We start from the raw sequence: 21,500 nt of genomic DNA, 5'->3' as shown, positions 1-21,500 counted from the left end.
ACAGCTGCGCTTCTCGGCCAATTGCTGCCGCTCGCGACGGTTTTCCGATGTCCCTTTAATTACTTGGAAATAGCATGAGCAAGAAAAAAGTCGTGATCGGGATGTCGGGCGGCGTCGACTCCTCGGTCGCGGCGTGGATGCTGAAGGAACAGGGCTATGAAGTCATCGGCCTGTTCATGAAGAACTGGGAAGACGACGACGACTCGGAATACTGCTCGACGCGCCAGGACTGGATCGACGCGGCCAGCGTGGCCGACGTGGTGGGCGTGGACATCGAGGCGGTCAACTTCGCGGCCGAGTACAAGGACCGCGTGTTCGCCGACTTCCTGCGCGAATACCAGGCCGGCCGCACGCCGAACCCGGACGTGCTGTGCAACGCCGAGATCAAGTTCAAGGCCTTCCTCGACCATGCGATGAAGCTGGGCGCGGATCTGATCGCGACCGGCCACTACGCGCGCGTGCGGGAGAACGACGGCCGCTTCGAGCTGCTGAAAGCCTTCGATCACACCAAGGATCAGAGCTACTTCCTGCACCGCCTGAACCAGGCGCAGCTCTCGAAATCGCTGTTCCCGCTGGGCGAGATCCCCAAGACCGAGGTGCGGAAAATCGCCGAGCGCCTGCAGCTGCCCAACGCGCAGAAGAAGGATTCGACCGGCATCTGCTTCATCGGCGAGCGCCCGTTCCGCGAATTCCTGAACCGCTACCTGTCGCACAAGCCGGGCCCGATGAAGCTCGACGACGGCACTGTCGTGGGCGAGCATATCGGCCTGTCGTTCTACACGCTGGGCCAGCGCAAGGGCATCGGCATTGGCGGCCTGAAGTCGCACAGGAATGCGGACGGCACGAGCGAGCCGTGGTTCGTGGCGCGCAAGGACATCGCGACCAACACGCTCTACATCGTGCAAGGGCACGACCATCCGTGGCTGCTGTCCGGCAGGCTCGAAGCCGGCCAGGCCAGCTGGATCGCGGGCGAAGCGCCGCCGCCGCGGGCCTTGTCGGCCAAGACGCGCTATCGGCAGGCGGACGTGGCCTGCACGGTTTCCGCTGAAGGATTCGACCGTTTCGCGCTGGATTTCACGGAGCCGCAGTGGGCGGTGACGCCGGGGCAGTCGGCCGTGCTGTATGACGGCGACGTGTGCCTTGGCGGTGGAATTATTGATCTCAACGTCGCCGCTTGATCAGTCGAAGGCCGGCACTGTCATGCGCACGGTGTCGTCGAGCCAGGCGCTGCCCATGACGCGCATGGCGTCGCTGAGCTGCTCCGGCTGACCGGGCTGACCAGGGCGGCCAGCTGGGGCTCGCCCTTGTCCGCGACAAGCCCCAGGTCGCGCATGTCGCTGACGAACTGGTTGCGGTTGGGCAGGCCGCTGAGCGGATCGATCCGCCCCAGCGCATGCTGCAATTCGATCTGCGCCATCACTATCGCGTTCAGGCGCGGGATCGCATTGTGCTCCCCCACCTTGGACTTGAACCACAGGCGGTCGACGTCGGTCAGCGACACCGCGGCGATCGGCAGCTGGAGCAGCTGCGAGGCCATGCGCGTGATCCGATCGAAGGCTCGCTGGGCGCGGTATCGAGCAGTTCGAGATGGCGCACGGCAGCGAGGCGCATCGCTTCGCGCGAGTCCGGAAGGCGCAGTGAATTCATCTGGGCTTCGGAGGCGCACCGGGGCGCAAGATTTGATGGAAATGACGATTATGCGGGAGTTATCGGGATGGAGTACTGCTCATCGTCAATGTGAACGGGTCAGTTGTGTAGTTTCGTCAATTCCGTGGAAAATCAGGTTAGAATCTCCGCACTCACCTTGATGCAGCTTATGACAACGCCCAACGACGACCCGATCCTGACGACACGCGAAGCGGCGCAGCTGCTTGGCATCGCAGTCAGCACGACCCAGCTCTGGATGGAGAGCGGCGCCCTGCCGGCCTGGAAAACGCCCGGCGGGCACCGGCGGGTACGCCTGAGCAGCGTACGGCATTTGCTCAGCCAGCAGGGCGATGCCGAGCCTGCCGACGCGTACGCCTGGGACCCCATCACCGAGAGCGCCCCGCCCTGTCCGGTGCCGGAAGACAAAGCGCAGCGGCTGGCGGCACTGGCCGCGTCAAACCTGATGGACACGCCGGCCGAGGAAGCCTTCGATCGCCTGGCGCGGCTGGCGGCGCAGGTCACGGATTGCCCGATCGCGCTGGTGACACTAGTGGGTGCGCAGCGCCAGTGGTTCAAGGCGCGGGTCGGGATCGCTTTGGCGGAAACGCCGCGTGATTGGGCCTTCTGCAGCCATGCGCTGGCGGCGGGAGCTGCGTTCGTGGTGGACGATGCGGCCGGGGACCCGCGTTTTGCAAGCAATCCGTTGGTGACGGGCGAGCCGTATGTGCGCTTCTACGCGGGGGTGCCGCTGGCGGACGCCGGCGGACGCCTGCTCGGCACCCTGTGCGTGTTCGACCGCGAGCCGCGCCGTCTACGCGAGCGCGAGTTGCGCGCGCTGCACGAGCTGGCCGCGATCGCATCCGAGGAAATCGCGCGCCGCGGCCGGGCGCGGGCTTAAGCCGGGTTGCCGGGTGCGCCCTGCTGCTTTTTCACGACCGCGATCACGGTATTGCGGATGGTCTTGAGCACCGTGTCGGCCTTGAAGGGCTTGACCACGAAGCCATGCACGCCGCGCGCGGCCGCGGCCTGGATGGTGGGCGCGTCGAGGGTACCAGAGACCATGAGGATCATCGCCTTCGGCAGGTGGGCCCGCAATTCCTCGACGACCTTGCTGCCATCTTCGACCTGCTCGCGCGCGATGCAGACGATCTGCGGGCGGTGCTTCATCGCCAGCGTGTAACCCAGCAGGCCGGTATGGGTCTGCGCGACCACCTCGTAGCCGCCGTCAAGCAGCACAGTGTTGAGCAGCCCGCGCGAGATTGCGCTGCCGTCCACGATCAATGCCTTGAGCATCGCATCTTCCCTTTTTATCTTTCAGTGTGACTCATAGGCCAGCATGTTCCAGGTCACGCCAAGGCGCACGTCGCGCTTGAGCTCGACCAGCTGGCGTGAGACCTGGAGTATCTCACGCTCGGTGCGCAGCCTCTCGCCCAATGGCGTCTTGAGGATGCCGGCGCCGGCCACCACCGCTTCCAGGCTGCCGTAGGCGTTGAGCAGGCGCGCCGCGGTCTTCATGCCGATCCTGGAGACGCCCGGCACGCCGTCGGTCGGGTCGCCCATCAGCGCCAGCAAATCGTGCAGCAGCTCCGGCGCCACGCCGAAGCGCTGGCGCACCCAGGCGTCGTCATGCCATTCGTTCTTGAAGTGGTCCCACACCAGCGCGCCATGGGCGACCAGCACGTGCAGGTCCTTGTCGGTGGTGGCGACGATGGCCTCGCCGCGGCCTTCCTGCAGCCAACGCATCACGCCGGTGGCGATCACGTCGTCGGCCTCGACCCCGGGCAGCATCAGGACCTGCAGGCCGGCCTGGCGCAGGCGCTCGTGGAATTCGGGCAGCGCTTCGCGCAGGAAGCCGGGCATCGGCGCGCGGTTCTCGCGGTAGCGCGGGTAGAGCGCATGGCGCCAGGTGTCGCCGCCATGGTCGAAGGCGGCCAGCACGTGGGTCGGGGCGTGGGTCTCGAGCAGGATGCGGAAGGACGAGAAGGCGTGGCGCAGCGCGATGCTGGCCTTCAGGTCGGAGTCCGGCTCGGGACTGGCTTCGTAGACGCGGCGGACGATGTTCAGGCCATCGATCGCCAGCAGCTTTCCCGGTTTGCTCATGGGTGGGTGTGCGGTGTGAGGGTTAAGGCAAGGCGTGCGCCGCCATGATAAACCCCGCGGCCCGCTTCGGAAAGCGGGCTGCTTGCTGCTCTTACTTGATCAGGTCGTATTTGCCGCCACGCTCGAGCGCCTGGACATAGGCCGGGCAGGCGTGAATCTTCTGGAGGAAGGCTTCGAGCTTCGGGTACTGGCTGCCCAGGCCACCGCGCGAGGCGGCCGCCTCCAGCGGGAAACTCATCTGGATGTCGGCGGCGCTGAATTCGCTGCCGGCGAACCAGGGCGATTTACCCAGCTCGGCTTCGAGGAAATCGAGCTGGCTGCGGATGTTCGGCATGATGAACGTGTCCTTGACCTTGCGTGCAATGCCGCGCGCGATCGGCTTGGCAAAGAAGGGCATCGGGCCGGATTCGATGCGGTCGAACACGAGCTTCATGAGCAGCGGCGACATGGCCGTACCTTCGGCGAAGTGCAAAAAATAGGTGTAGCGCAGGCGCTCGGGCGTGCCGGCCGCCGGCACCAGGCGTCCCTTGCCGTAACGCTCTACCAGGTATTCGATGATGGCGCCCGATTCGGCCACGGTCACGTCGCCGTCGGTGATGACGGGCGACTTGCCCAGCGGGTGGACGGCCTTGAGTTCGGCCGGCGCCAGCATGGTCTTGGGGTCGCGCTGGTAGCGCTTGATCTCGTAGTCCAGTCCGAGCTCTTCGAGCAGCCACAGGATGCGCTGCGAGCGCGAATTATTCAGGTGATGGACGACGATCATGGACGCTTTCGATAAGATTCGACAGGCCCGCAGCTTACCATGCAGCGTGCGGGGTTGTGCGCCTGCCAACAGGCGAGCCGGTGTATCGTCGGCGCATGAGCGGATCGGTTTATATCGGCATTTCCGGCTGGCGCTATGTGCCCTGGCGCGGCGTCTTTTATCCACCGGGGCTGGTCCAGCACCGCGAGCTGGAATACGCGGCAAGCCAGCTGCCGACCATCGAAATCAACGGTTCCTTTTATTCGCTGCAGCGGCCCGAAAGCTATGCGCAGTGGTACGCAGGACACCGACGCCGCGCTCGAACGTGCCTGGTGCTACCAGCCGCGCATGGAGGGCAAGGTCTGGCGTGACCCCGGGCCCAAGCGCCCGATGCGCCATGCGGTGGAGATCCGCCACGAGAGCTTCATGCACCCCGCCTTCATCGCCCTGCTGCGCAAGTACAAGGTGGCGCTGGTGGTGGCCGACACCGCCGGCAAGTGGCCGCTATGTGAAGACCTGACCGCGGACTTCGTCTACATCCGCCTGCACGGCGACAAGGAGCTGTATGCGAGCGGCTACGGGGACGCGGCGATCGAGGCCTGGGCCAGGCGCATCCACGCCTGGCGCCATGGCCGGCAGCCGGAGGATGCGCGGCTGGTGTCCGGCACGGCGTCGCCACCTAGGCGCGCGCGCGACGTCTACTGCTACTTCGATAACGACGTCAAGGTGCATGCGCCCTTCGACGCACGCCGGCTCATCGCGGCGGTCGACGCACTGGACGAGCAGGACTAGAATGGTTGTCCACCCATGCTGTAACCGACCAGGAGGCTTTTATGAAATTGCTTCGCGTCACTTCCGCCCTTACTACCCTGCTGTTTTCCACCACCTTGTTTGCCGCCGACGCCCCGCCCGGAGGTGCGCCACTGAAGCCGGCCAACGGCGTGCTGGTCAATGCATCGGGCATGACCGTCTACACCTATGACAAGGATGCCGCCGGCAGCGGCAAGAGCAGCTGCGTCGAGACCTGCGCCAAAAACTGGCCGCCGGTGATGGCCGGCAGCGCCGCCCTGGCAGAACCCTGGTCGGCGGTCACGCGCGAAGACGGCAGCAAGCAGCTCGCGCACCGGGGCAAGCCGCTGTATACCTTCATCAAGGACAAGAAAGAAGGCGACAAGACCGGCGATGGTGTCGGCGGCGCCTGGCATGTGGTGGCTGAACCGGCGCGCTAGCGGGTCGCGCGAGGCGTAACGGACCTTAGCGGCGTTCGTGGATCTTGATGACCTTGCCCTTGCCTGGCGGCGGGGCGGGGTCAAGCGTGTCGCAGGTCTTGCAACTGGCGCAGCCGCTGCCGCAGCTGGCCGAGGTGTCGAGCATCTTCACGAGCCGCGACTGGCGCCCGCCTTTTGACAGGCGATGCACGAGGGCGCGGCGCCATGCCGCGGGCAGGTATTTCGCAAAGGCCGAGAAGGCGGCCAGCGCGACGATGATCCCGACGATCAGCTCCTGCCACATTCCTAGGCTCCGGTGAAGAACAGCGCCACGCGATACGTGATGAACGAGGCCAGGTAGGCCAGCGCGAACATATAGCCCGCCATGATCCACGCGTACTTGGCGCTGCCGGTTTCGCGGCGCACCACCGACAGGGTGGCGATGCACTGGGGCGCATACACATACCAGGCCAGCAGCGACAGCGCGGTGGCCAGCGGCCAGGCTTGGGCGATCAGGGGGCCGAGGGTGTCGGCCACGTCGTCACCGCCCGATAGCGCATACACGGTGCCGAGGGCGCCCACCGCGACTTCGCGCGCGGCCATGCCCGGAATCAGGGCGATGCAGATCTCCCAGCCGAAGCCGATCGGGGCGAACACCACCGCCAGAGCCCGGCCCAGCATGCCCGCCACGCTGTAGTAGATCGGCGGGTGGGTGGCGCCTTCCGGTGCGCCGGGGAAGCTCGACAGGAACCACAACAGCACCATCAGCGTGAGGATCACGGTACCGACGCGCGTCAGGAAGATGCGGGCGCGCTCCCACAGGCCCAGGCCCAAGGTGCGCAAATGCGGCCAGTGATAAGCGGGCAGTTCCAGCATCAGGGGCTGCTGGGCATAGCCGCCGCGGCCCTTGAGGAACCAGGCCACCGCCATCGCGCTGACGATGCCGGCCGCGTACAGCACGAACAGCACCAGGCCTTGCAGGTTCATGAAGCCGCCGACTTCGCGGTTCGGGATGAAGGCCGCGATGATCAATGCGTATACAGGCAGGCGCGCCGAGCAGGTCATGAGCGGCGCGATCATGATGGTCACCAGGCGGTCGCGCGGGTTCTGGATGGTGCGCGCGGCCATCACGCCGGGAATCGCGCAGGCGAACGAGGACAGCAGCGGAATGAAGGCACGGCCCGACAGGCCCACGCTGCCCATGATGCGATCCAGCAGGAAGGCTGCGCGCGGCAGGTAGCCGCAGTCTTCCAGCAGCAGGATGAAGAAGAACAGGATCAGGATCTGCGGCAGGAATACCAGCACGCTGCCGACGCCGGCGATGATGCCGTCCACCACCAGGCTGCGCAGCGGGCCTTCGGCCATAAAGGAGCCGACCTGCTGACCGATGGCGCCGACGCCCTCGCTGATCATCTCCATCGGCATGGCGGCCCAGCTGAACACGGCCTGGAACACCAGGAACATCAAGACCGCCAGGATGGCGGGGCCCGCCAGCGGGTGCAGCGCCACGTGGTCGATGGCTTCGGACAGGTTGCCCTTGTCATGCACTTCCGAGACGGTGGCCGCCAGGATGCGGCGCACTTCGCGCTGGGTGTCTTCCACCGGCACGTCGTCGATGGCCGACAGGGCCTTGGGCTTGACCGGGCCCTCAAAAGCCATGGCGTCGAGGGTGTCGAGCAGCGCGGCTTCGCCGCCGGCCTGGATGGCCACCGTCTCGACCACCGGCATGCCCAGTTCCTGCGACAGCCGGGCCGTGTCGATGACGATGCCGCGCTTTTTTGCGACGTCCACCATGTTCAGCGCCAGCACCATCGGCAGGCCGAGACGGCGCACTTCGAGCACCAGGCGCAGGTTCAGGCGCAGATTGGTGGCGTTGACGACGCAAATGAGGGCGTCGGGTGATTGCTCGCCGGCGCGCAGGCCGCCGATCACGTCGCGAGTGATGACTTCGTCCGGGGTCTGGGCCGACAGCGAATAGGCGCCCGGCAGGTCGAGCACGCGGAAGGCGCGCCCGTCGGGCAAGGTGAAGCTGCCTTCCTTGCGTTCGATGGTCACGCCGGCGTAGTTCGCCACTTTCTGGCGCGAGCCGGTCAGGCGGTTGAACAGTGCGGTCTTGCCGCAGTTGGGATTGCCGAGCAGTGCGACCAGGGGCGTGCGCGACGCCACCTGTTGTTCCATGACACCCATGTTTATTCCGGCTGGATCGACACCAGGGCCGCTTCGAAGCGGCGCAGCGCGAAGGTGGATTGGCCGACCTTTACCGCCAGCGGACCGCCCGGCAGTCCGCGCCTGAGCATGCGGATGCGCTCGCCCGGCACGAAACCGAGCTCCATCAGGCGGCGCTGGACGTCGAAACCGCCCTGCTGCGCCGTTGGCGCCAGGTGGATCACGGTGGCGCTCTGGCCGGCCTGGAGGCCGTCGAGCGTGGTGAGGGAAGAGGCAAGAGTCATGGTCGCGTCCGTGGATGTGGTACTACGTGTAGCGCTGATGAGACAACTATGTGCATCATAAACCTAAATGCGAATTATTTCTATTTGCGGTTTAATCACAGCTTTCAAATAATGCAGGGAACCCACAAAAACCTGTTGCAAACGCGGCCGAGTTTGGAGAGAATAGAACACGAATGAGATTGATTCTCATTTAAATAGCAAATCACCAAGACCGCCACCAGCTCAGCACCAAGGAACGAAACGATGATCGTCTGTGTCTGCAACAACATATCCGACCGTGAAATCCGCCAGGCCATCGACCTTGGCATCTCGTCGGTCGCCGAGCTGCACCGCGAACTGGGCGTGGGCACGATGTGCGGCACTTGCGTCAGCTATGCGCGCGAAGTGCTCAACGAACACCTCGACAGCAAGACCGTCGTCACCGAACTGCGCCGCACGCAGCTGGCCTGACCCCGGCCGTTCGAAATGTCCCATCCCGGCCACGCCGGGGTTAGCGCCTCCCCAGCGCCGCCTGCGGTTTGCTATGATGTTGACATTCACATCACCGAAAGCATCCCATGAAGGGCGATCCCAACATCATCCGGCTGCTCAACGCGCAGCTGACCAATGAGCTCACCGCGGTCAACCAGTATTTCCTGCATGCGCGCATGTACCGCCACTGGGGCTTCGGCCGCCTGGCCAAGAAGGAATACGAGGAATCGATCGGCGAGATGAAGCATGCCGACAAGCTGATCGACCGCATCCTGATGCTCGACGGCCTGCCGAACCTGCAGGCGCTGCACAAGCTGCTCATCGGTGAATCGACCCAGGAAATGCTCGAATGCGACCTGAAGCTCGAGCGCGCGGCCCAGGTGACGGTCAAGGAAGGCATCTCGGCCTCGGAAGCGGCGGCCGATTACGTCACGCGCGATTTGTTCCTGATGATCCTCGAGGATACCGAAGAGCATATCGAGTGGCTGGAGACACAGCTCGACCTGATCGTGAAGGTGGGGATTCAGAATTATTTGCAGAGCCAGATCGGGGAGTAACCCCGCTGCAGTGGTACTGCTGGAGAAATCGGGGCCCCGCCTGCGCGGGGACAACGTTCTTGGTATGTTGGCCTAAAATTCGTCGTTCCCGCGCAGGCCGGAACAATGCCATCGGCATTGTTCCGGCCAATCTTGCTAGCACACCACTAGCGCCACTTCCTCATCCACCCATCATAAAACCCCAGGTCCCGCGGCACCGCGCCCGGAATTGCGCAGATCGCGCCCGCGAACTCGTTGGCCCGTGCCAGCGCCAGGTCCAGCGGCCAGCCGCGCATCCTGCCCAGCAGGAAAATCGCCGAGAACGCATCCCCTGCCCCCACCGTGTCGATGACGAAGGGCGGCGCCGGGGTATCGCGGGTCATGACCACCTCGCCGTTTGAAGCGAAATACACCGAGCCGCGGTGCCCGAGCGTGACGATCAGCGCGTCGAGCGAGAACATCTTGAGCAGCGCGCCGCAGGAGGCATGCACTTCTTCCGCCGACAGCGCCGGGGCGTCGGGCGCCATCTGGAAATACCATCCGAACAGCGCCTGCAGCTCTTCTTCGTTGACCTTGACGATCTGGGCCGCCTGCAGCGAACGCGTAACGCAGCGCTCGTCGACCTGGCCCTCGCGCAGGTTCAGGTCGAGGTAGCGCAGCGCGCCGGTGGCTGCGAGCAGTGCATGCAGGGTGGTGCGCGAGCGCTCGCTGCGCTGGGCCAGGGTGCCGAAATAGAAGATGCCCGGCTGCGCGTTCTCCAGCGCCGCCAGCGCCTGCTCGCGGTCGATGAAATCGTAGGCCTGGCAGGGCAGGATCGTGAAGCGGTGGCCGCGCGCGACGCGCTCGACCAGCACGCGGCCGGTTTCCTCGATCGGGTCGAGCTGCAGCCCGGCCTCGCTCATCGCGAAGCGTTCGAATTCCGCGCGCACGGCCTGGCCTGGACCGTCGCTGCCGATGCGGGTGATCATCAGCTGCGGCGCCATGAAGGCGGCGAGGTGGCGCGCCACGTTGAAGGGCGCGCCGCCAACGACCTGCTCGGTGGTGAAGTCGTCGACCAGCGCTTCGCCGAAGACGGCGGTGGTGGCGGGCGCGCTCACGCGACGAAGGGAACGGTGTCGCGGAACGACGCGCGTTCGGACAGTTTATCGAACAGGCGCGCCAGGTTCGGGTAGTCGCCGCGCCAGTCGATCTCGGGGAAGCGGAAGGCGAGCCAGCCCAGCGCACAGCCGACCGCAACGTCGGCCAGCGTGTAATGGGTGCCCATGCAGTAGCTGGAGTCGCCCAGCCGGGACGACATCTCGCGCAGGCCGGCATGCACCTTGCCCAGCTGGCGCTCGATCCACTTGGCGCTTTGCTGTTCAAGCGGGCGCTCGCGCCGCTCCAGGAAGACCAGGATGGCGGCATCGAGCACGCCGTCGGCCAGCGCTTCCCATACCTTGACTTCAGTGCGCTCGCGGCCGTTCGGCGGCAGCAGCTTGCATACAGGCGAGACGGTATCGAGGTATTCGGCGATCACGCGCGAATCGTAGAGCGTGCTGCCGTCTTCCATCACCAGGCAGGGGATCTTGCCGAGCGGGTTGACCGCTTGAATAGTGGTCTCCGGGACCCAGACGTTTTCCTGCTCGAAGCTGAAATCGAGCTTCTTCTCCGCCAGTACGACGCGGACCTTGCGCACATAGGGACTGGTGATCGAACCGATGAGTTTCATAAATGCCCGGGGTAGAAGAAGAGATGCAAGTATAGCATCGCGAGTCGCGCCGCCACTCGCGCCGGGAAGACGCCAAACGGGCCTGGTTGGCGGCTGTGCTCGGGCTGGCGTCGCGGCCTCGGGCCGCCGCCAGTGGTAAAATCCGCGTTTTTGCACGGACCGCCCGCCATGACCTCTACCGTCCCTTCCCCTACCCTGTCTGCCCTGTCCCCGCTGGACGGCCGCTACGCGTCGAAAACCGACAAGCTGCGCCCGATCCTGTCCGAAGCGGGCTTCATGCACCACCGCGTGAAAGTGGAAATCGCGTGGCTGCAGGCGCTGTCGCAGGCGGGCTTCGCCGAGATCAAGCCGTTCTCGCTTGACGCGAACGCCCACCTCGAACGCATGGCCGCCGAGTTTGGCGACGCCCAGGCGGCGCGCATCAAGGAGATCGAGGCGGTCACCAACCATGACGTCAAGGCGGTGGAATACTGGCTCAAGGAGCAGGTCAAGGACGTGCCTGAGCTGGTGGCGGCGAGCGAATTCATCCACTTCGGCTGCACCTCGGAAGACATCAACAATACCTCGCACGGCATGATGCTCAAGGCCGCGCGCGACGGCGTGCTGCTGCCGTCACTGCAGGCGATCATCGCCAAGCTGACCGAGATCGCGCACACCAACGCGTCGCTGCCGATGCTCTCGCGCACCCACGGCCAGACCGCCAGCCCGACCACCCTCGGCAAGGAATTCGCCAACGTGGTCGCGCGCCTGCAGCGCGCCATCAAGCGCATCGCGCAGGTCGAAATCCTCGGCAAGATGAACGGCGCGGTCGGCAACTACAATGCGCACCTGTCGGCCTATCCGGGCTTCGACTGGGCGGCCTTCTCGCAAGAAGTGATCGAGCAGCGCCTGGGCCTGACCTTCAACCCCTACACCATCCAGATCGAGCCGCACGACTACATGGCCGAGATGTTCGACGCCATCGCGCGCGCCAACACCATCCTGCTCGACCTGAACCGCGACATCTGGACGTATGTCTCGCTGGGTTACTTCAAGCAGAAGCTGCGCGCCGGCGAGATCGGCTCCTCGACCATGCCGCACAAGGTCAACCCGATCGACTTCGAGAACTCCGAGGGCAACCTGGGCCTGGCCAACGCGGTGCTGCGCCACATGGCCGAGAAGCTGCCGGTTTCGCGCATGCAGCGCGACCTGACCGATTCGACCGTGCTGCGCAATATAGGCGTGGGCTTCGGCTACACCCTGCTGGCCTACGACAGCTGCCTGCGCGGCCTGAACAAGCTGGAAGTAAACGCGGCCCGCCTGGAAGCGGACCTGGATGCAAACTGGGAAGTGCTGGCCGAGCCGGTGCAAACCGTGATGCGCCGCTACGGCATCGAGAACCCGTACGAGCAGCTCAAGGAACTCACCCGCGGCAAGGGCATTACGCGCGACGCGCTGCAGGAGTTCATTGGGAAGCTGGCGATTCCGCAGGAGGCGAAGGATCTGCTGCTGCAAATGACGCCGGCGAATTACACCGGGCTGGCGGCGCAACTGGCTGCGGCCATTTAATACCAGCGCACCGTAGCGTGGGCAAGGAACTTGCCCACGTTACGATCTGCGGCAACGCACCATGTAACACTCATCGCCGCTTCAATACTCCCACACCACCTTCCCGCCCAAACGGCGTTCCAGTTCGGCCCGCGCCAGGATCGAGCCGTATTCCGCATGTCCGCCGGTAAGGTTCTCGCCGGTGACCGACAGCTCCAGCCCGGGCCGGATGCGCCAGCCGAAGCGCGCGTCGAGCGCCGTGTAGGAGGAAGGCGTCAGCGTCCAGGCGCGAGGGCGCGCACGGTGCGCGAGGCGGCCGCCCACAGCGCGTGCTGCGGCGACAGGCGCCAGGACAGGAGCGCCGGAAGCAGGCGGCCAGTCGGCGCCCGCGCGCCGTGCGTGGCCGGCAGGGGAAGCTTGAATTGCGCACGGCTCCTGCTTCGCGCAACTTTCGTGTCAGCCATCAATATTTGAAAACCAGCCCTGCTCTGGATTTTACATTCCAGCCGCCACTGCTGTGCACTCTTTGCAATCCGTGCTAGTGTACAAAGCGAAAAAAACCATCCCCAGCAGCAGGAAAGGATCTTTGGTATAGTTAGTTCTAACGCGTACAGCTTTCCACAAAGAAACAATGCATCGCTACACTAACACAGCCATCCTGCTGCACTGGACGATTGCCCTGCTGATCATTGGCACCTTCACGCTCGGGCTGGTCATGACGGACATTCCGGGCTTGACGCCAACCAAGGTGAAATATTTTTCCTGGCACAAATGGGCGGGCGTGACCGTGCTCGGCCTGGCCGCCCTGCGCCTGCTGTGGCGCCTTTTCCGTCAGCCGCCGGCCTATGCCGACACCATGCCGGCCTGGCAGCGCGGCGCCGCCCACGGCCTGCACTGGCTGCTGTACGTGCTGATGTTCGCGGTGCCGGTGTCCGGGTATTTCTACAGCCTGGCGGCAGGGGTGCCGGTCGTGTATTTCGGCCTGTACCAGCTGCCGGTGCTGATCGGCGCCGATCCCGCGCTCAAGCTGGTGCTGAAAGACGTCCATTACTGGCTCAACATGCTGTTGGCGCTTCTCGTCGGCGTGCACGTGGCGGCCGCGTTCAAGCACCTGCTGGTCGACCGCGACGGCGTGATGGGACGCATGCTGCCTTTCTCTACTGTGAAGGAACCTAGATGACACCACTCAAGGGCCTGTTGCTGGCCTCCGCCTTGGCCAGCGCCGCCGCCGGCGCCGCACCTCTGAAAACCGATGCGGCCAAGAGCAGCGTCTCGGCCGTGTTCAAGCAGATGGGCGTGCCGGTCGAAGCGAAATTCGCCAAGTTCACCGCCCAGATCGACTACAACGCGGCCCAGCCGGCCGCCTCGAAAGCCAGCGTCGACATCGCCACGGCCAGCCTCGACCTGGGCGATCCCGAATACAACAAGGAAGTGGCCAAGAAAGAATGGTTCAACGCCGCGCAATTCCCGAAGGCGAACTTCGTGTCGACCGCGATCGCCCCGGCAGGCGCCGGCAAGTTCAATGTTACCGGCAAGCTCAGCATCAAGGGCCGCAGCGCCAACGTGAGCTTCCCGCTGACGATGAAGACGGAAGGCGCGAAACAGGTGTTCGAGGGTCAGCTGCCGATCAAGCGGCTGGCCTTCAATATTGGCGAAGGCGAGTGGAAAGACACGAGCATGGTCGCCGATGAAGTTGTCATCAAGTTCCGCGTCGTCGCGGCGCCGTAATTAAGTAATCTTGCTCATCAATACTCACCCTCATAAGGAAACACGCTACATGAAAATCATCCATTTGATCGCTGCCGTCACCGCCCTGAGCGCAGGCGCCGCCTTTGCCGCCGATACCTACAAGATCGACCCGAACCACACCTACCCAAGCTTCGAAGCCGACCACATGGGCATCTCGGTCTGGCGCGGCAAGTTCAACAAGACCGAAGGCACCGTGACGCTGGACCGCGCCGCCAAGACCGGCACCATCGACATCACCGTGGACACCACCAGCATCGATTTCGGCCACGAAAAGATGAACGAGCATGCCAGGAAGGAAGACATCTTCGACGTCGCCAAATTCCCGACCGCGACATTCAAGGCCAAGTCGATCAAGTTCACCGGCGACGTGCCGACCTCGGCCGATGGCGAATTTACCCTGCACGGCGTGACCAAGCCGCTGACCATGACCATCAATAAATTCAAGTGCATCGACCATCCGATGCTCAAGCGCGAAGTCTGCGGCGCCGATGTCAGCGCCCAGTTCAAGCGCAGCGACTACGGCGTAAACTTCGGCCTGCCACGCTTCTCGCCGGAAGTGAAGCTGCTGATCCAGGTCGAAGCCGTCAAGCAGTAATACCGGGCGCTGCAAGGCAAAAGCCCCGCTGCCATGACGGCAGCGGGGCTTTTTTTTCATTGAAGCCGCCCCTTGCAGGCGGCGGCGTCACGGATTAACGGCCGTCGCGGTCCAGGTCGCCAGGAATGGCGCGCTCGACCTTGTGCCATGCAGCGCGCGAAGCGTGCTTGGCCTGGTCCCAGTTCAGGCGCGAAGCACCCTTGTTGCGTTCCCACTCGCTCGACAGCTCGTTCTCGTGCATCTCGTAGCCGCCTGGATAGCGGCCGGCGCCGTTATAGCCCAGCGCATAGGCCGGAGCATAATCGTCGTAGGTGTAGCCAGGGGTGTAGTACGGCTGGGTCTGGTACTGGGTGCGCCAGTGGGCTTCTTCTTCCGCTGGATTGACCATCTTGGCCACGCCCTTGCCGGCCATGCCGCCGACGGCTGCGCCGATGCCGGCACCTGCCACTGCACCGATCGGGCCGCCCAAGGCCGCGCCGATCACGGTGCCGCCGACTGCCGCGCCGCCTGCTGCGCCGACGCCGGTGCCCAGGTGGTGGTCACGCAGTTCGTCGCCCGGCTTGGCGTTGATGACTTCGCCCGTGCCCTGGCCGGCTGCGCCGCCTGCCATGCCGCCGATGATGGCGCCTGCCGCGGTGCCGATCGGACCGGCGACCGAGCCGACTGCCGCACCGACGGCTGCGCCGCCGGCGCCACCGACGCCTTGCGCCAGGTTATGGTCGTTCAGGTCGTCGTCCGCTTTCGGGTTCACGACTTCGCCTGCGCCCTTGCCGGCTGCACCGCCCGCCAGGCCACCGACGATCGCACCGGCAGCCATGCCGATCGGACCGGCTGCAGCGCCAGCCATTGCGCCCACTGCCGCGCCGGTACCTGCGCCGGTGCCCTTGGCCAGGTAGTGTTCCGACAGGTCGTCACCCGATTTCGGGTTCACGACTTCGCCCACGCCCTTGCCGGCCATGCCGCCGGTGACGGCGCCGATGGCTGCACCAGCGACGGTGCCGATCGGACCGGCCATCGAGCCAATGCCGGCGCCTACGACAGCACCACCGACTGCACCCAGGCCGGCGCCGATCACATGGCTACCGCCATTGTCGCTGAACGATTGCTCGATATGGCGTGCATCTTCGTCCGAACGGGCATTCACGCCCATCACGATGCCGCCGCGCTTGATGCCTTCTTCATAGTGGGCAGCGCGGTCTTCAGGGATACCTGCTCCGATCAGCGCGCCGATCAGGCCGCCGGTCAGGCCGCCGGCGCCGGCGCCAGCCAGGGCTGCGGCCAGCGGGCCGGCCACGACCAGGCCCAGGCCTGGCAGCACGAGGGTGGTGCCGACGGCAGCGATACCGGCCAGCACGGCGCCGATGGTGCCGCCGATACCGGCGCCGATGCCCGCGCCTTCGGCAGCCTTGCTGCCCAGGTCGGTGTCGGTGTCATTGAAATGGGTCTTGCGTGCGTCGTCGGACATCATCAGGTTGACGTCGTCCTTGGTATAGCCGCGGGTCGAGATCGAGCTATAGGCGCGTTCTGCGCTCGCACGGTCAGGGAACAGGCCGGTGACCATACGGGAATTCTGGTTGTTATTCGAATCGTAGTTGCTCATGGCGAATCCTTTCAAAGGTTCAAGTGCGTGGTCGTGCAAACAATGAATGTCTTGCAAGTAGTGCAACCATATTCCGCACACGGGCCCTCTTCTGTTCGCTGACGCACCCTACCGGCTTGTTTTTGAATTCCGAAGAACGGCGCCTGCGATTCGCCGTCTAACGTTCGTTGCCGCACCGACCTGATGGGGGCGGGTCCCTAAACTTGTCAACATGGTCACGGCAATAACGGACCTGGGGGTATGTTTTCTCACTTTGAAGGAGGTAAGCCATGTTATTTATCATTTGGATCGTCGTCGGTGGTATTCTCGGTTGGCTCGCCAGCATGGTCATGAAGACCGATGCAGAGCAGGGCATGATTCTGAACATCGTGGTTGGTATCGTCGGCGCCTTCCTGGGCGGCTGGCTCCTGTCGCCGCTGTTCGGTTCGGGCACCATCAATTCTGACGACTTCAGCGTATCGTCGCTGCTGGTTTCGTTCCTGGGTGCCGTTGTCCTGCTGGCTATCGTGAACCTGCTGCGTCGTGGCCGCGTTCGTTAATAGACACGTGGGTAGCTCTTACTAAAAACCAACGCTTCATGCGTTGGTTTTTTTTACGTCTTAGATTGGCATTATGCGAGCAAAAATTTTCTGGATAGTACTGATCTCTTGCGCCGCCAGCCTCGTGCTGGGCGTGCTCGCGCTGAATTTCATGCCGAGTGAAAAGCAGATCGAAACCCGCCTCACCCACCACTACGACACCAACGATGCCCAGTTCCGCCGCTCGCTCGGCGTGCTGCTCGGCCCGCCCATCGTGGAAGGCAATCAGGTCGAGGCGCTGCTCAATGGCGACCAGATCTTCCCCGCCATGCTGGCGGCGATCCGATCGGCCGAAAAAACCATCACGTTCGAGACCTATATCTACTGGTCCGAAACAATCGGGAAGGAATTTTCCGATGCCCTGGCCGAGCGCGCGCGCGCCGGCGTCAAGGTGCACCTGCTGCTCGACTTCATGGGCAGCGTGAAGATGGACCTCGCGCAGATCGATGCGCTCAAGGCTGCCGGCGTCAAGGTCCAGCGCTACCACAAGCCGGTCTGGTGGAAACTGACGCGCCTGAACAACCGCACCCACCGCAAACTGCTCATCATCGATGGCAAGCTGGGCTTTACCGGCGGCGTCGGCATCGCCGACCAGTGGCGCGGCAATGCCCAGGACGAAAAGCACTGGCGCGACACCCATTTCCGTATCGAAGGCCCGGCCGTCGGCCAGATGCAGGCCGTGTTCAACGACAACTGGCTCAAGGCCACCGGCACCGTGCTCGACGGCGCCGATTATTTCCCGGCATTGAAGCCGGTGGGCAATATGCCGGCCCAAATGTTCTCCAGCTCGCCCACCGGCGGCAGCGAATCCATGCACCTCATGTACCTGATGGCCATTACTTCGGCGCGCAAGACGATCGATTTGTCGGCCGCCTATTTCGTGCCCGACGACCTGACCATCCGCACCATGATGGAAGCGGCCAGGCGCGGCGTGCGTGTGCGCATCATCATGCCGGGCAAGTTCATCGATTCCGACCTGGTCAAGGCTGCCTCGCGCGAGCGCTGGCCCGAGCTGCTGGCCGCTGGCGTCAAGCTGGCCGAATACCAGCCCACCATGTACCACGTGAAAGCGCTGATCGTCGACTCGCTGCTGGTGTCGGTCGGCTCGACCAATTTCGACAACCGCTCGTTCAGCATCAACGACGAAGCCAACCTGAACGTGCTGGACCCGGCATTCGCACGCACACAGGAAACCATTTTCGAAGCGGACTGGCGCCTGGCCAGACAGGTGACCAAGGAAGCCTTCCGCGAACGCCCATGGTGGCAGCGCGTGACGACAGGCCTGGCCTCGCTCGTCAAAACCCAGCTGTAAAGACGCCGCTTTTGGTCTGTTTTCCTCGCAGAAAAATTTGATTTGCGCAGTCGACATAGTGCTTGACGTTAGGGATATGTATTACGGATACTCTTGGCTGCTCATGGAGCCCCAAGAGTGTTCCCTTCCCTAACAGACTGACGCGAATGAAAAAGACTCTCCTCTCGCTGGCTATCCTGACCAGCTTCGCCGCACAAGCGGACGAAGGCATGTGGATGCCGCAGCAGCTGCCACAAGTAGCCAAGCAACTGAAAGCCGCCGGCCTCAAGCTGGATCCGGCCAGCCTGACCAAGCTCACCGAATTCCCGATGGGCGCCATCGTGAGCCTGGGCGGCTGCTCGGCCTCGTTCGTGTCGCCGCAAGGCCTGGTCGTCACCAACCACCACTGCGTGTACAACAGCGTGGCGGTCAATTCGACCCCGGAACGCGACCTGCTCGCCAACGGTTTCCTGGCTAAAAACTTCGGCGAAGAACTGCCGGCCGCCCCGGGCAGCCGCGTCTACGTGACCGAGGAAGTGGCCAACGTCACCGACCAGATCATCACTCCTGAAGTCGCCAAGCTGAACGGCAAGGCACGCATTGACGCCATCGAAAAGAACCAGAAGAAGCTGGTGGCCGAATGCGAAAAAGACGCAGGCTACCGTTGCACCGTGGCCAGCTATTACGGCGGCCTGGAGTTCTACCGCCTCAAGCAGCTCGAGATCCGCGACGTGCGCCTGGTGCACGCGCCACCGGCCGGCGTGGGCAAGTTCGGCGGCGACACCGACAACTGGATGTGGCCGCGCCACACCGGCGACTACGGCTTCTACCGCGCCTACGTGAGCAAGGATGGCAAGGCCGCCGAGTTCTCGAAGGACAACGTGCCTTACCAGCCTAAGCACCACATCAAGATCGCCAAGGAAGGCTCGAAAGAAGGCGATTTCATCATGGTGCTGGGCTACCCTGGCCGCACCAACCGCCACCGCCTGCCGTCGGAAGTGGCCTCGACCTTCGACTGGAACTATCCGGCGTTCGTTGCGGCATCGGGCGAGACCCTGGCCATCATCGAGCGCGAGACCAAGAACGATCCTGCCGCCAAGCTCAGGTACGCCGGCCAGGTCGCCAACGTCAACAACTACTACAAGAACCGCAAGGGCATGCTGACCTCTTACGAGGGTAGTGACTTCCTGCAGCGCAAGACCGCCGAGCACACTGCACTGAAGACCTGGGTCAACGCTAACGCGGCCCGCAAGGCCCAGTTCGGCGCCGACATCGAGCAGGTCGAGCAGCTGATCGCCGAGCGCGATGCCGGCACGAAGAAGACCTTCTTCCTGAGCTATGCGCAGCCGAAGTTCCTGTCCTCGGCACGTTCGCTCTACCGCCTGGCCAACGAGCGCACCAAGCCGGACACCGAGCGCAAGTCGGGCTTCCAGGAACGCGACATGCCGCGCTGGAATTCGGTCATCGCCGGCCAGGACCGCACCTACGACGAAAAAGTCGACAAGGCGCTGGTGCTGAACTTCCTGCAGAAATACAACGCGCAGCCGGCTGCCGAGCATGACGCCGCCTTCGATGCCGCCCTGGGACTCCGCGCCGGCATGAGCGAAGCCGAACTGAAGGCCGCACTGGACCGCATCTATGCCGGTTCGAAACTGGCCAACAAGGACGAGCGCAGCGCATGGCTGAAAAAATCGCCAGCCGAATTCCAGGCCTCGAACGACAGCTTCATCAAGGCCGCCGTCGCGATGTACGACGCCGACATGAAGGATGAAGCCAAAGAGCAGGAACTGGCAGGCAAGATCCAGCAAGCCTATGGCAACTACATGAAGGCCAAGATCGCCTACATGAACAGCCGCGGCCAGGCCGTCTACCCGGACGCCAACGGCACCCTGCGCGTTACCTTCGGCAAGATCGCCGGCCGCGCCCACGGCGCCGACGGCACCGGTTCGTGGACCGCGTTCACCACCATCAAGGGCGTGGTCGCGAAGCACACCGGCGAAGGCGAGTTCAACGCCCCGACCGCACAGCTGGCGGCGATCAAGGCCAAGGACTTCGGCAAGTATGTCGACCCGAAGCTCAAGACCGTGCCGGTCAACTACCTGGCGACGCTGGACATCACCGGCGGCAACTCGGGTTCGGCCGCACTGAACGCCAAGGGCGAGCTGATCGGCCTGGCCTTCGACGGCACCCTGGATTCGATCATCTCGGACTGGGACTTCAACAAGGCCAACACCCGCGACATCCAGGTCGACGTGCGCTACATCCTGTGGAACATGAAGCACGTGGACAAGGCGGACAACCTGCTGAAAGAAATGAACGTGCAATAAACGTTCGGGTGGCGCCTGCGGGCGCCATGTGAAAAGCCACGCGGCCTAGCTTGCGTGGCTTTTTTTATGTCGGAATTTCTTACACCTTGGTCGCCGCCCATCCTTCGATGCGAATTATATTGTTGATTTTAAACATATATTTCCTAATGGCATGTATATTGCTTCTATGCACAAAACATCTTTCTGAAAGAAGACCATGAAATCGACCTTCCTCCGCATCCTCTCCTCCGGCCTGCTCGCCCTGGGCCTGTCCGCTTCGGTGGCCGCTGCCCCAATTACCCTAGGCGGCATGAACGTCGCGAGCCAGTGGACCGACTATGCCAACAAAAGCGGCGAAATGTCGGCAACCCCCTGGGGCAACGCCAATACGCTGAAGGCCAATTCGATCGGCTTCTATGTCGAGTACGCAAATGGACTGACCGGCTCGGCCACCTACACCGGCTTGGCCAACTACTGGAATACGACCTGTTGCAGCCTGGGCCCGAATGGATATATCACCCCGACGACGGCCACCGGCTTCTTCGTCGGAACCGGCCCGTTTTATGCGGGCCTGCATGGGATCAACAACACGGGATTCTCGCTGCCGGCGGCTTGGCAAGACCTGCGCAATCAGTACACCTCGAACTTCGACCTGTCATTCGAGAATTTCAACAATTCGACCTGGCGTGCCGCCAATACTTCGTGGGGAAGCGTCCAGATTACCCTGTACAGCTCGACCGCCCTTGCACCGGCTGTCGTACCGGAGCCGGCATCGGCTGCGCTGTTCGGGCTGGGCGTGCTGGGATTGGCCGCTGCGCGCCGCCGCTCGGCCAAGCTGGCCACGCCGGCAGTTTAAGCGTCCGCGCCCAAGGAGCCCCGCCGCGTGCGGGGCTTTTTTTCGTCCAACTCCGGGGGTATGGCACCCACATCGTCTTGGCTTAGGTAAATATTCCCAAGACACCTCACCCAGGCCTGGGGCGAAGCCCTGGTAC

Annotated in this window: 24 protein-coding genes and 1 pseudogene; 14 read left to right on the top strand and 11 right to left on the bottom strand. The window is 63.8% G+C overall.

The genetic code is table 11. From position 1 onward, the window contains the following. The first annotated feature begins 74 nt into the window (after positions 1-74). Positions 75-1,178 carry a tRNA 2-thiouridine(34) synthase MnmA gene (mnmA, locus tag AC56K1_RS19150; protein ID WP_497159383.1) on the top strand — a complete coding sequence of 368 codons (1,104 nt, stop codon included), beginning with the start codon at positions 75-77 and terminating at the stop codon, positions 1,176-1,178. Positions 1,179-1,198: 20 nt separating this feature from the next. Here the strand turns inward: mnmA and AC56K1_RS19145 are convergent, their stop codons facing one another. Next, positions 1,199-1,537, bottom strand: a complete 339-nt coding sequence (locus AC56K1_RS19145; RefSeq protein WP_497159382.1) for a hypothetical protein — start codon at positions 1,535-1,537, stop codon at positions 1,199-1,201. Between the two features lie 279 nt (positions 1,538-1,816). Between AC56K1_RS19145 and AC56K1_RS19140 the strand changes: the two genes are divergently transcribed. Beyond that, positions 1,817-2,545: a GAF domain-containing protein gene (locus AC56K1_RS19140; protein ID WP_497159381.1), complete on the top strand. Its 729-nt coding sequence runs from the start codon at positions 1,817-1,819 to the stop codon at positions 2,543-2,545. Here AC56K1_RS19140 and AC56K1_RS19135 read toward each other — a convergent pair. From AC56K1_RS19135 to AC56K1_RS19125, 3 genes are all read right to left on the bottom strand, one after another. Next, positions 2,542-2,940: an ANTAR domain-containing response regulator gene (locus tag AC56K1_RS19135; protein WP_497159380.1), complete on the bottom strand. Its 399-nt coding sequence runs from the start codon at positions 2,938-2,940 to the stop codon at positions 2,542-2,544. The genes AC56K1_RS19140 and AC56K1_RS19135 overlap by 4 nt on opposite strands. 21 nt (positions 2,941-2,961) lie before the next feature. Then, entirely contained in the window at positions 2,962-3,747 is a 786-nt protein-coding gene (locus tag AC56K1_RS19130) for a 5'-3' exonuclease (protein ID WP_497159379.1), read from the bottom strand. 91 nt (positions 3,748-3,838) lie between these two features. Beyond that, positions 3,839-4,510, bottom strand: coding sequence for a glutathione S-transferase family protein (locus AC56K1_RS19125; protein ID WP_497159378.1), 672 nt, complete (start codon positions 4,508-4,510; stop codon positions 3,839-3,841). A gap of 95 nt (positions 4,511-4,605) precedes the next feature. Between AC56K1_RS19125 and AC56K1_RS19120 the strand changes: the two are divergent. Continuing rightward, a pseudogene (locus AC56K1_RS19120) lies at positions 4,606-5,281 on the top strand (DUF72 domain-containing protein). Between the two features lie 41 nt (positions 5,282-5,322). Beyond that, positions 5,323-5,718, top strand: coding sequence for a COG4315 family predicted lipoprotein (locus AC56K1_RS19115; protein WP_497159377.1), 396 nt, complete (start codon positions 5,323-5,325; stop codon positions 5,716-5,718). Positions 5,719-5,743: 25 nt separating this feature from the next. Here AC56K1_RS19115 and AC56K1_RS19110 read toward each other — a convergent pair whose 3' ends face one another. Genes AC56K1_RS19110 through AC56K1_RS19100 form a run of 3 tightly spaced genes read right to left on the bottom strand, consistent with a single transcriptional unit; the run spans position 5,744 to position 8,147 of the window. After that, the gene (locus AC56K1_RS19110) at positions 5,744-6,001 is read right to left on the bottom strand and encodes a DUF6587 family protein (RefSeq protein ID WP_497159376.1); all 258 of its coding nucleotides are present in this window, start codon (positions 5,999-6,001) and stop codon (positions 5,744-5,746) included. 2 nt (positions 6,002-6,003) lie between these two features. After that, a complete protein-coding gene (gene feoB / locus AC56K1_RS19105) occupies positions 6,004-7,884 on the bottom strand; it encodes a ferrous iron transporter B (protein ID WP_497159375.1) in 1,881 nt (626 codons plus the stop codon). Positions 7,885-7,886: 2 nt separating this feature from the next. After that, positions 7,887-8,147: a FeoA family protein gene (locus tag AC56K1_RS19100; protein WP_497159374.1), complete on the bottom strand. Its 261-nt coding sequence runs from the start codon at positions 8,145-8,147 to the stop codon at positions 7,887-7,889. Positions 8,148-8,390: 243 nt separating this feature from the next. Between AC56K1_RS19100 and AC56K1_RS19095 the strand changes: the two genes are divergently transcribed. Together AC56K1_RS19095 and bfr are read left to right on the top strand one after the other, a co-directional pair. Continuing rightward, a complete protein-coding gene (locus AC56K1_RS19095) occupies positions 8,391-8,597 on the top strand; it encodes a (2Fe-2S)-binding protein (RefSeq protein WP_497159373.1) in 207 nt (68 codons plus the stop codon). A 107-nt stretch (positions 8,598-8,704) separates the two neighbouring features. Beyond that, the gene (gene bfr, locus AC56K1_RS19090) at positions 8,705-9,175 is read left to right on the top strand and encodes a bacterioferritin (protein ID WP_497159372.1); all 471 of its coding nucleotides are present in this window, start codon (positions 8,705-8,707) and stop codon (positions 9,173-9,175) included. Between the two features lie 146 nt (positions 9,176-9,321). Here bfr and AC56K1_RS19085 read toward each other — a convergent pair whose 3' ends face one another. Both AC56K1_RS19085 and AC56K1_RS19080 read right to left on the bottom strand, forming a co-directional pair. Continuing rightward, positions 9,322-10,251, bottom strand: coding sequence for a PfkB family carbohydrate kinase (locus AC56K1_RS19085; RefSeq protein ID WP_497159371.1), 930 nt, complete (start codon positions 10,249-10,251; stop codon positions 9,322-9,324). Continuing rightward, a complete protein-coding gene (locus AC56K1_RS19080) occupies positions 10,248-10,862 on the bottom strand; it encodes a glutathione S-transferase C-terminal domain-containing protein (protein WP_497159370.1) in 615 nt (204 codons plus the stop codon). Before AC56K1_RS19080 ends, AC56K1_RS19085 begins: the two co-directional genes overlap by 4 nt. A gap of 168 nt (positions 10,863-11,030) precedes the next feature. Between AC56K1_RS19080 and purB the strand changes: the two genes are divergently transcribed. Then, a complete protein-coding gene (gene purB / locus AC56K1_RS19075; protein WP_497159369.1) occupies positions 11,031-12,410 on the top strand; it encodes an adenylosuccinate lyase in 1,380 nt (459 codons plus the stop codon). A gap of 81 nt (positions 12,411-12,491) precedes the next feature. Here purB and AC56K1_RS19070 read toward each other — a convergent pair whose 3' ends face one another. Beyond that, a complete protein-coding gene (locus AC56K1_RS19070) occupies positions 12,492-12,713 on the bottom strand; it encodes a hypothetical protein (RefSeq protein ID WP_497159368.1) in 222 nt (73 codons plus the stop codon). 307 nt (positions 12,714-13,020) lie between these two features. Here AC56K1_RS19070 and AC56K1_RS19065 point away from each other — a divergent pair, with 307 nt between their 5' ends. From AC56K1_RS19065 to AC56K1_RS19055, 3 genes are read left to right on the top strand one after another with little or no spacing between them, the layout of a single operon-like run. Next, complete coding sequence (locus AC56K1_RS19065; RefSeq protein ID WP_497159367.1) at positions 13,021-13,569, top strand: cytochrome b; 549 nt, start codon at positions 13,021-13,023, stop codon at positions 13,567-13,569. Beyond that, on the top strand, positions 13,566-14,117 hold the full coding sequence (locus AC56K1_RS19060; protein WP_497159366.1) for a YceI family protein: 552 nt from the start codon (positions 13,566-13,568) through the stop codon (positions 14,115-14,117). Before AC56K1_RS19065 ends, AC56K1_RS19060 begins: the two co-directional genes overlap by 4 nt. Before the next feature lie 49 nt (positions 14,118-14,166). Next, positions 14,167-14,733: a YceI family protein gene (locus AC56K1_RS19055; RefSeq protein WP_497159365.1), complete on the top strand. Its 567-nt coding sequence runs from the start codon at positions 14,167-14,169 to the stop codon at positions 14,731-14,733. A gap of 94 nt (positions 14,734-14,827) precedes the next feature. Here the strand turns inward: AC56K1_RS19055 and AC56K1_RS19050 are convergent, their stop codons facing one another. After that, complete coding sequence (locus AC56K1_RS19050) at positions 14,828-16,333, bottom strand: hypothetical protein (protein ID WP_497159364.1); 1,506 nt, start codon at positions 16,331-16,333, stop codon at positions 14,828-14,830. A 269-nt stretch (positions 16,334-16,602) separates the two neighbouring features. On the opposite strand from AC56K1_RS19050, the gene AC56K1_RS19045 reads away from it, so the two are divergent. From AC56K1_RS19045 to AC56K1_RS19030, 4 genes are all read left to right on the top strand, one after another. Beyond that, positions 16,603-16,872, top strand: a complete 270-nt coding sequence (locus tag AC56K1_RS19045) for a GlsB/YeaQ/YmgE family stress response membrane protein (protein ID WP_497131989.1) — start codon at positions 16,603-16,605, stop codon at positions 16,870-16,872. A gap of 73 nt (positions 16,873-16,945) precedes the next feature. Further along, positions 16,946-18,223: a cardiolipin synthase gene (gene cls, locus AC56K1_RS19040; RefSeq protein WP_497159363.1), complete on the top strand. Its 1,278-nt coding sequence runs from the start codon at positions 16,946-16,948 to the stop codon at positions 18,221-18,223. A gap of 146 nt (positions 18,224-18,369) precedes the next feature. Then, the gene (locus AC56K1_RS19035) at positions 18,370-20,529 is read left to right on the top strand and encodes a S46 family peptidase (RefSeq protein ID WP_497159362.1); all 2,160 of its coding nucleotides are present in this window, start codon (positions 18,370-18,372) and stop codon (positions 20,527-20,529) included. Between the two features lie 196 nt (positions 20,530-20,725). Further along, positions 20,726-21,364 carry a PEP-CTERM sorting domain-containing protein gene (locus tag AC56K1_RS19030; RefSeq protein ID WP_497159361.1) on the top strand — a complete coding sequence of 213 codons (639 nt, stop codon included), beginning with the start codon at positions 20,726-20,728 and terminating at the stop codon, positions 21,362-21,364. Positions 21,365-21,500 lie beyond the last annotated feature (136 nt).

The organism is Telluria sp. ZB4P37, from assembly GCF_059685855.1.
The sequence above is the reverse complement of the archived record's forward strand: the minus strand, read 5'-3'. Positions and strand labels throughout refer to the sequence as shown.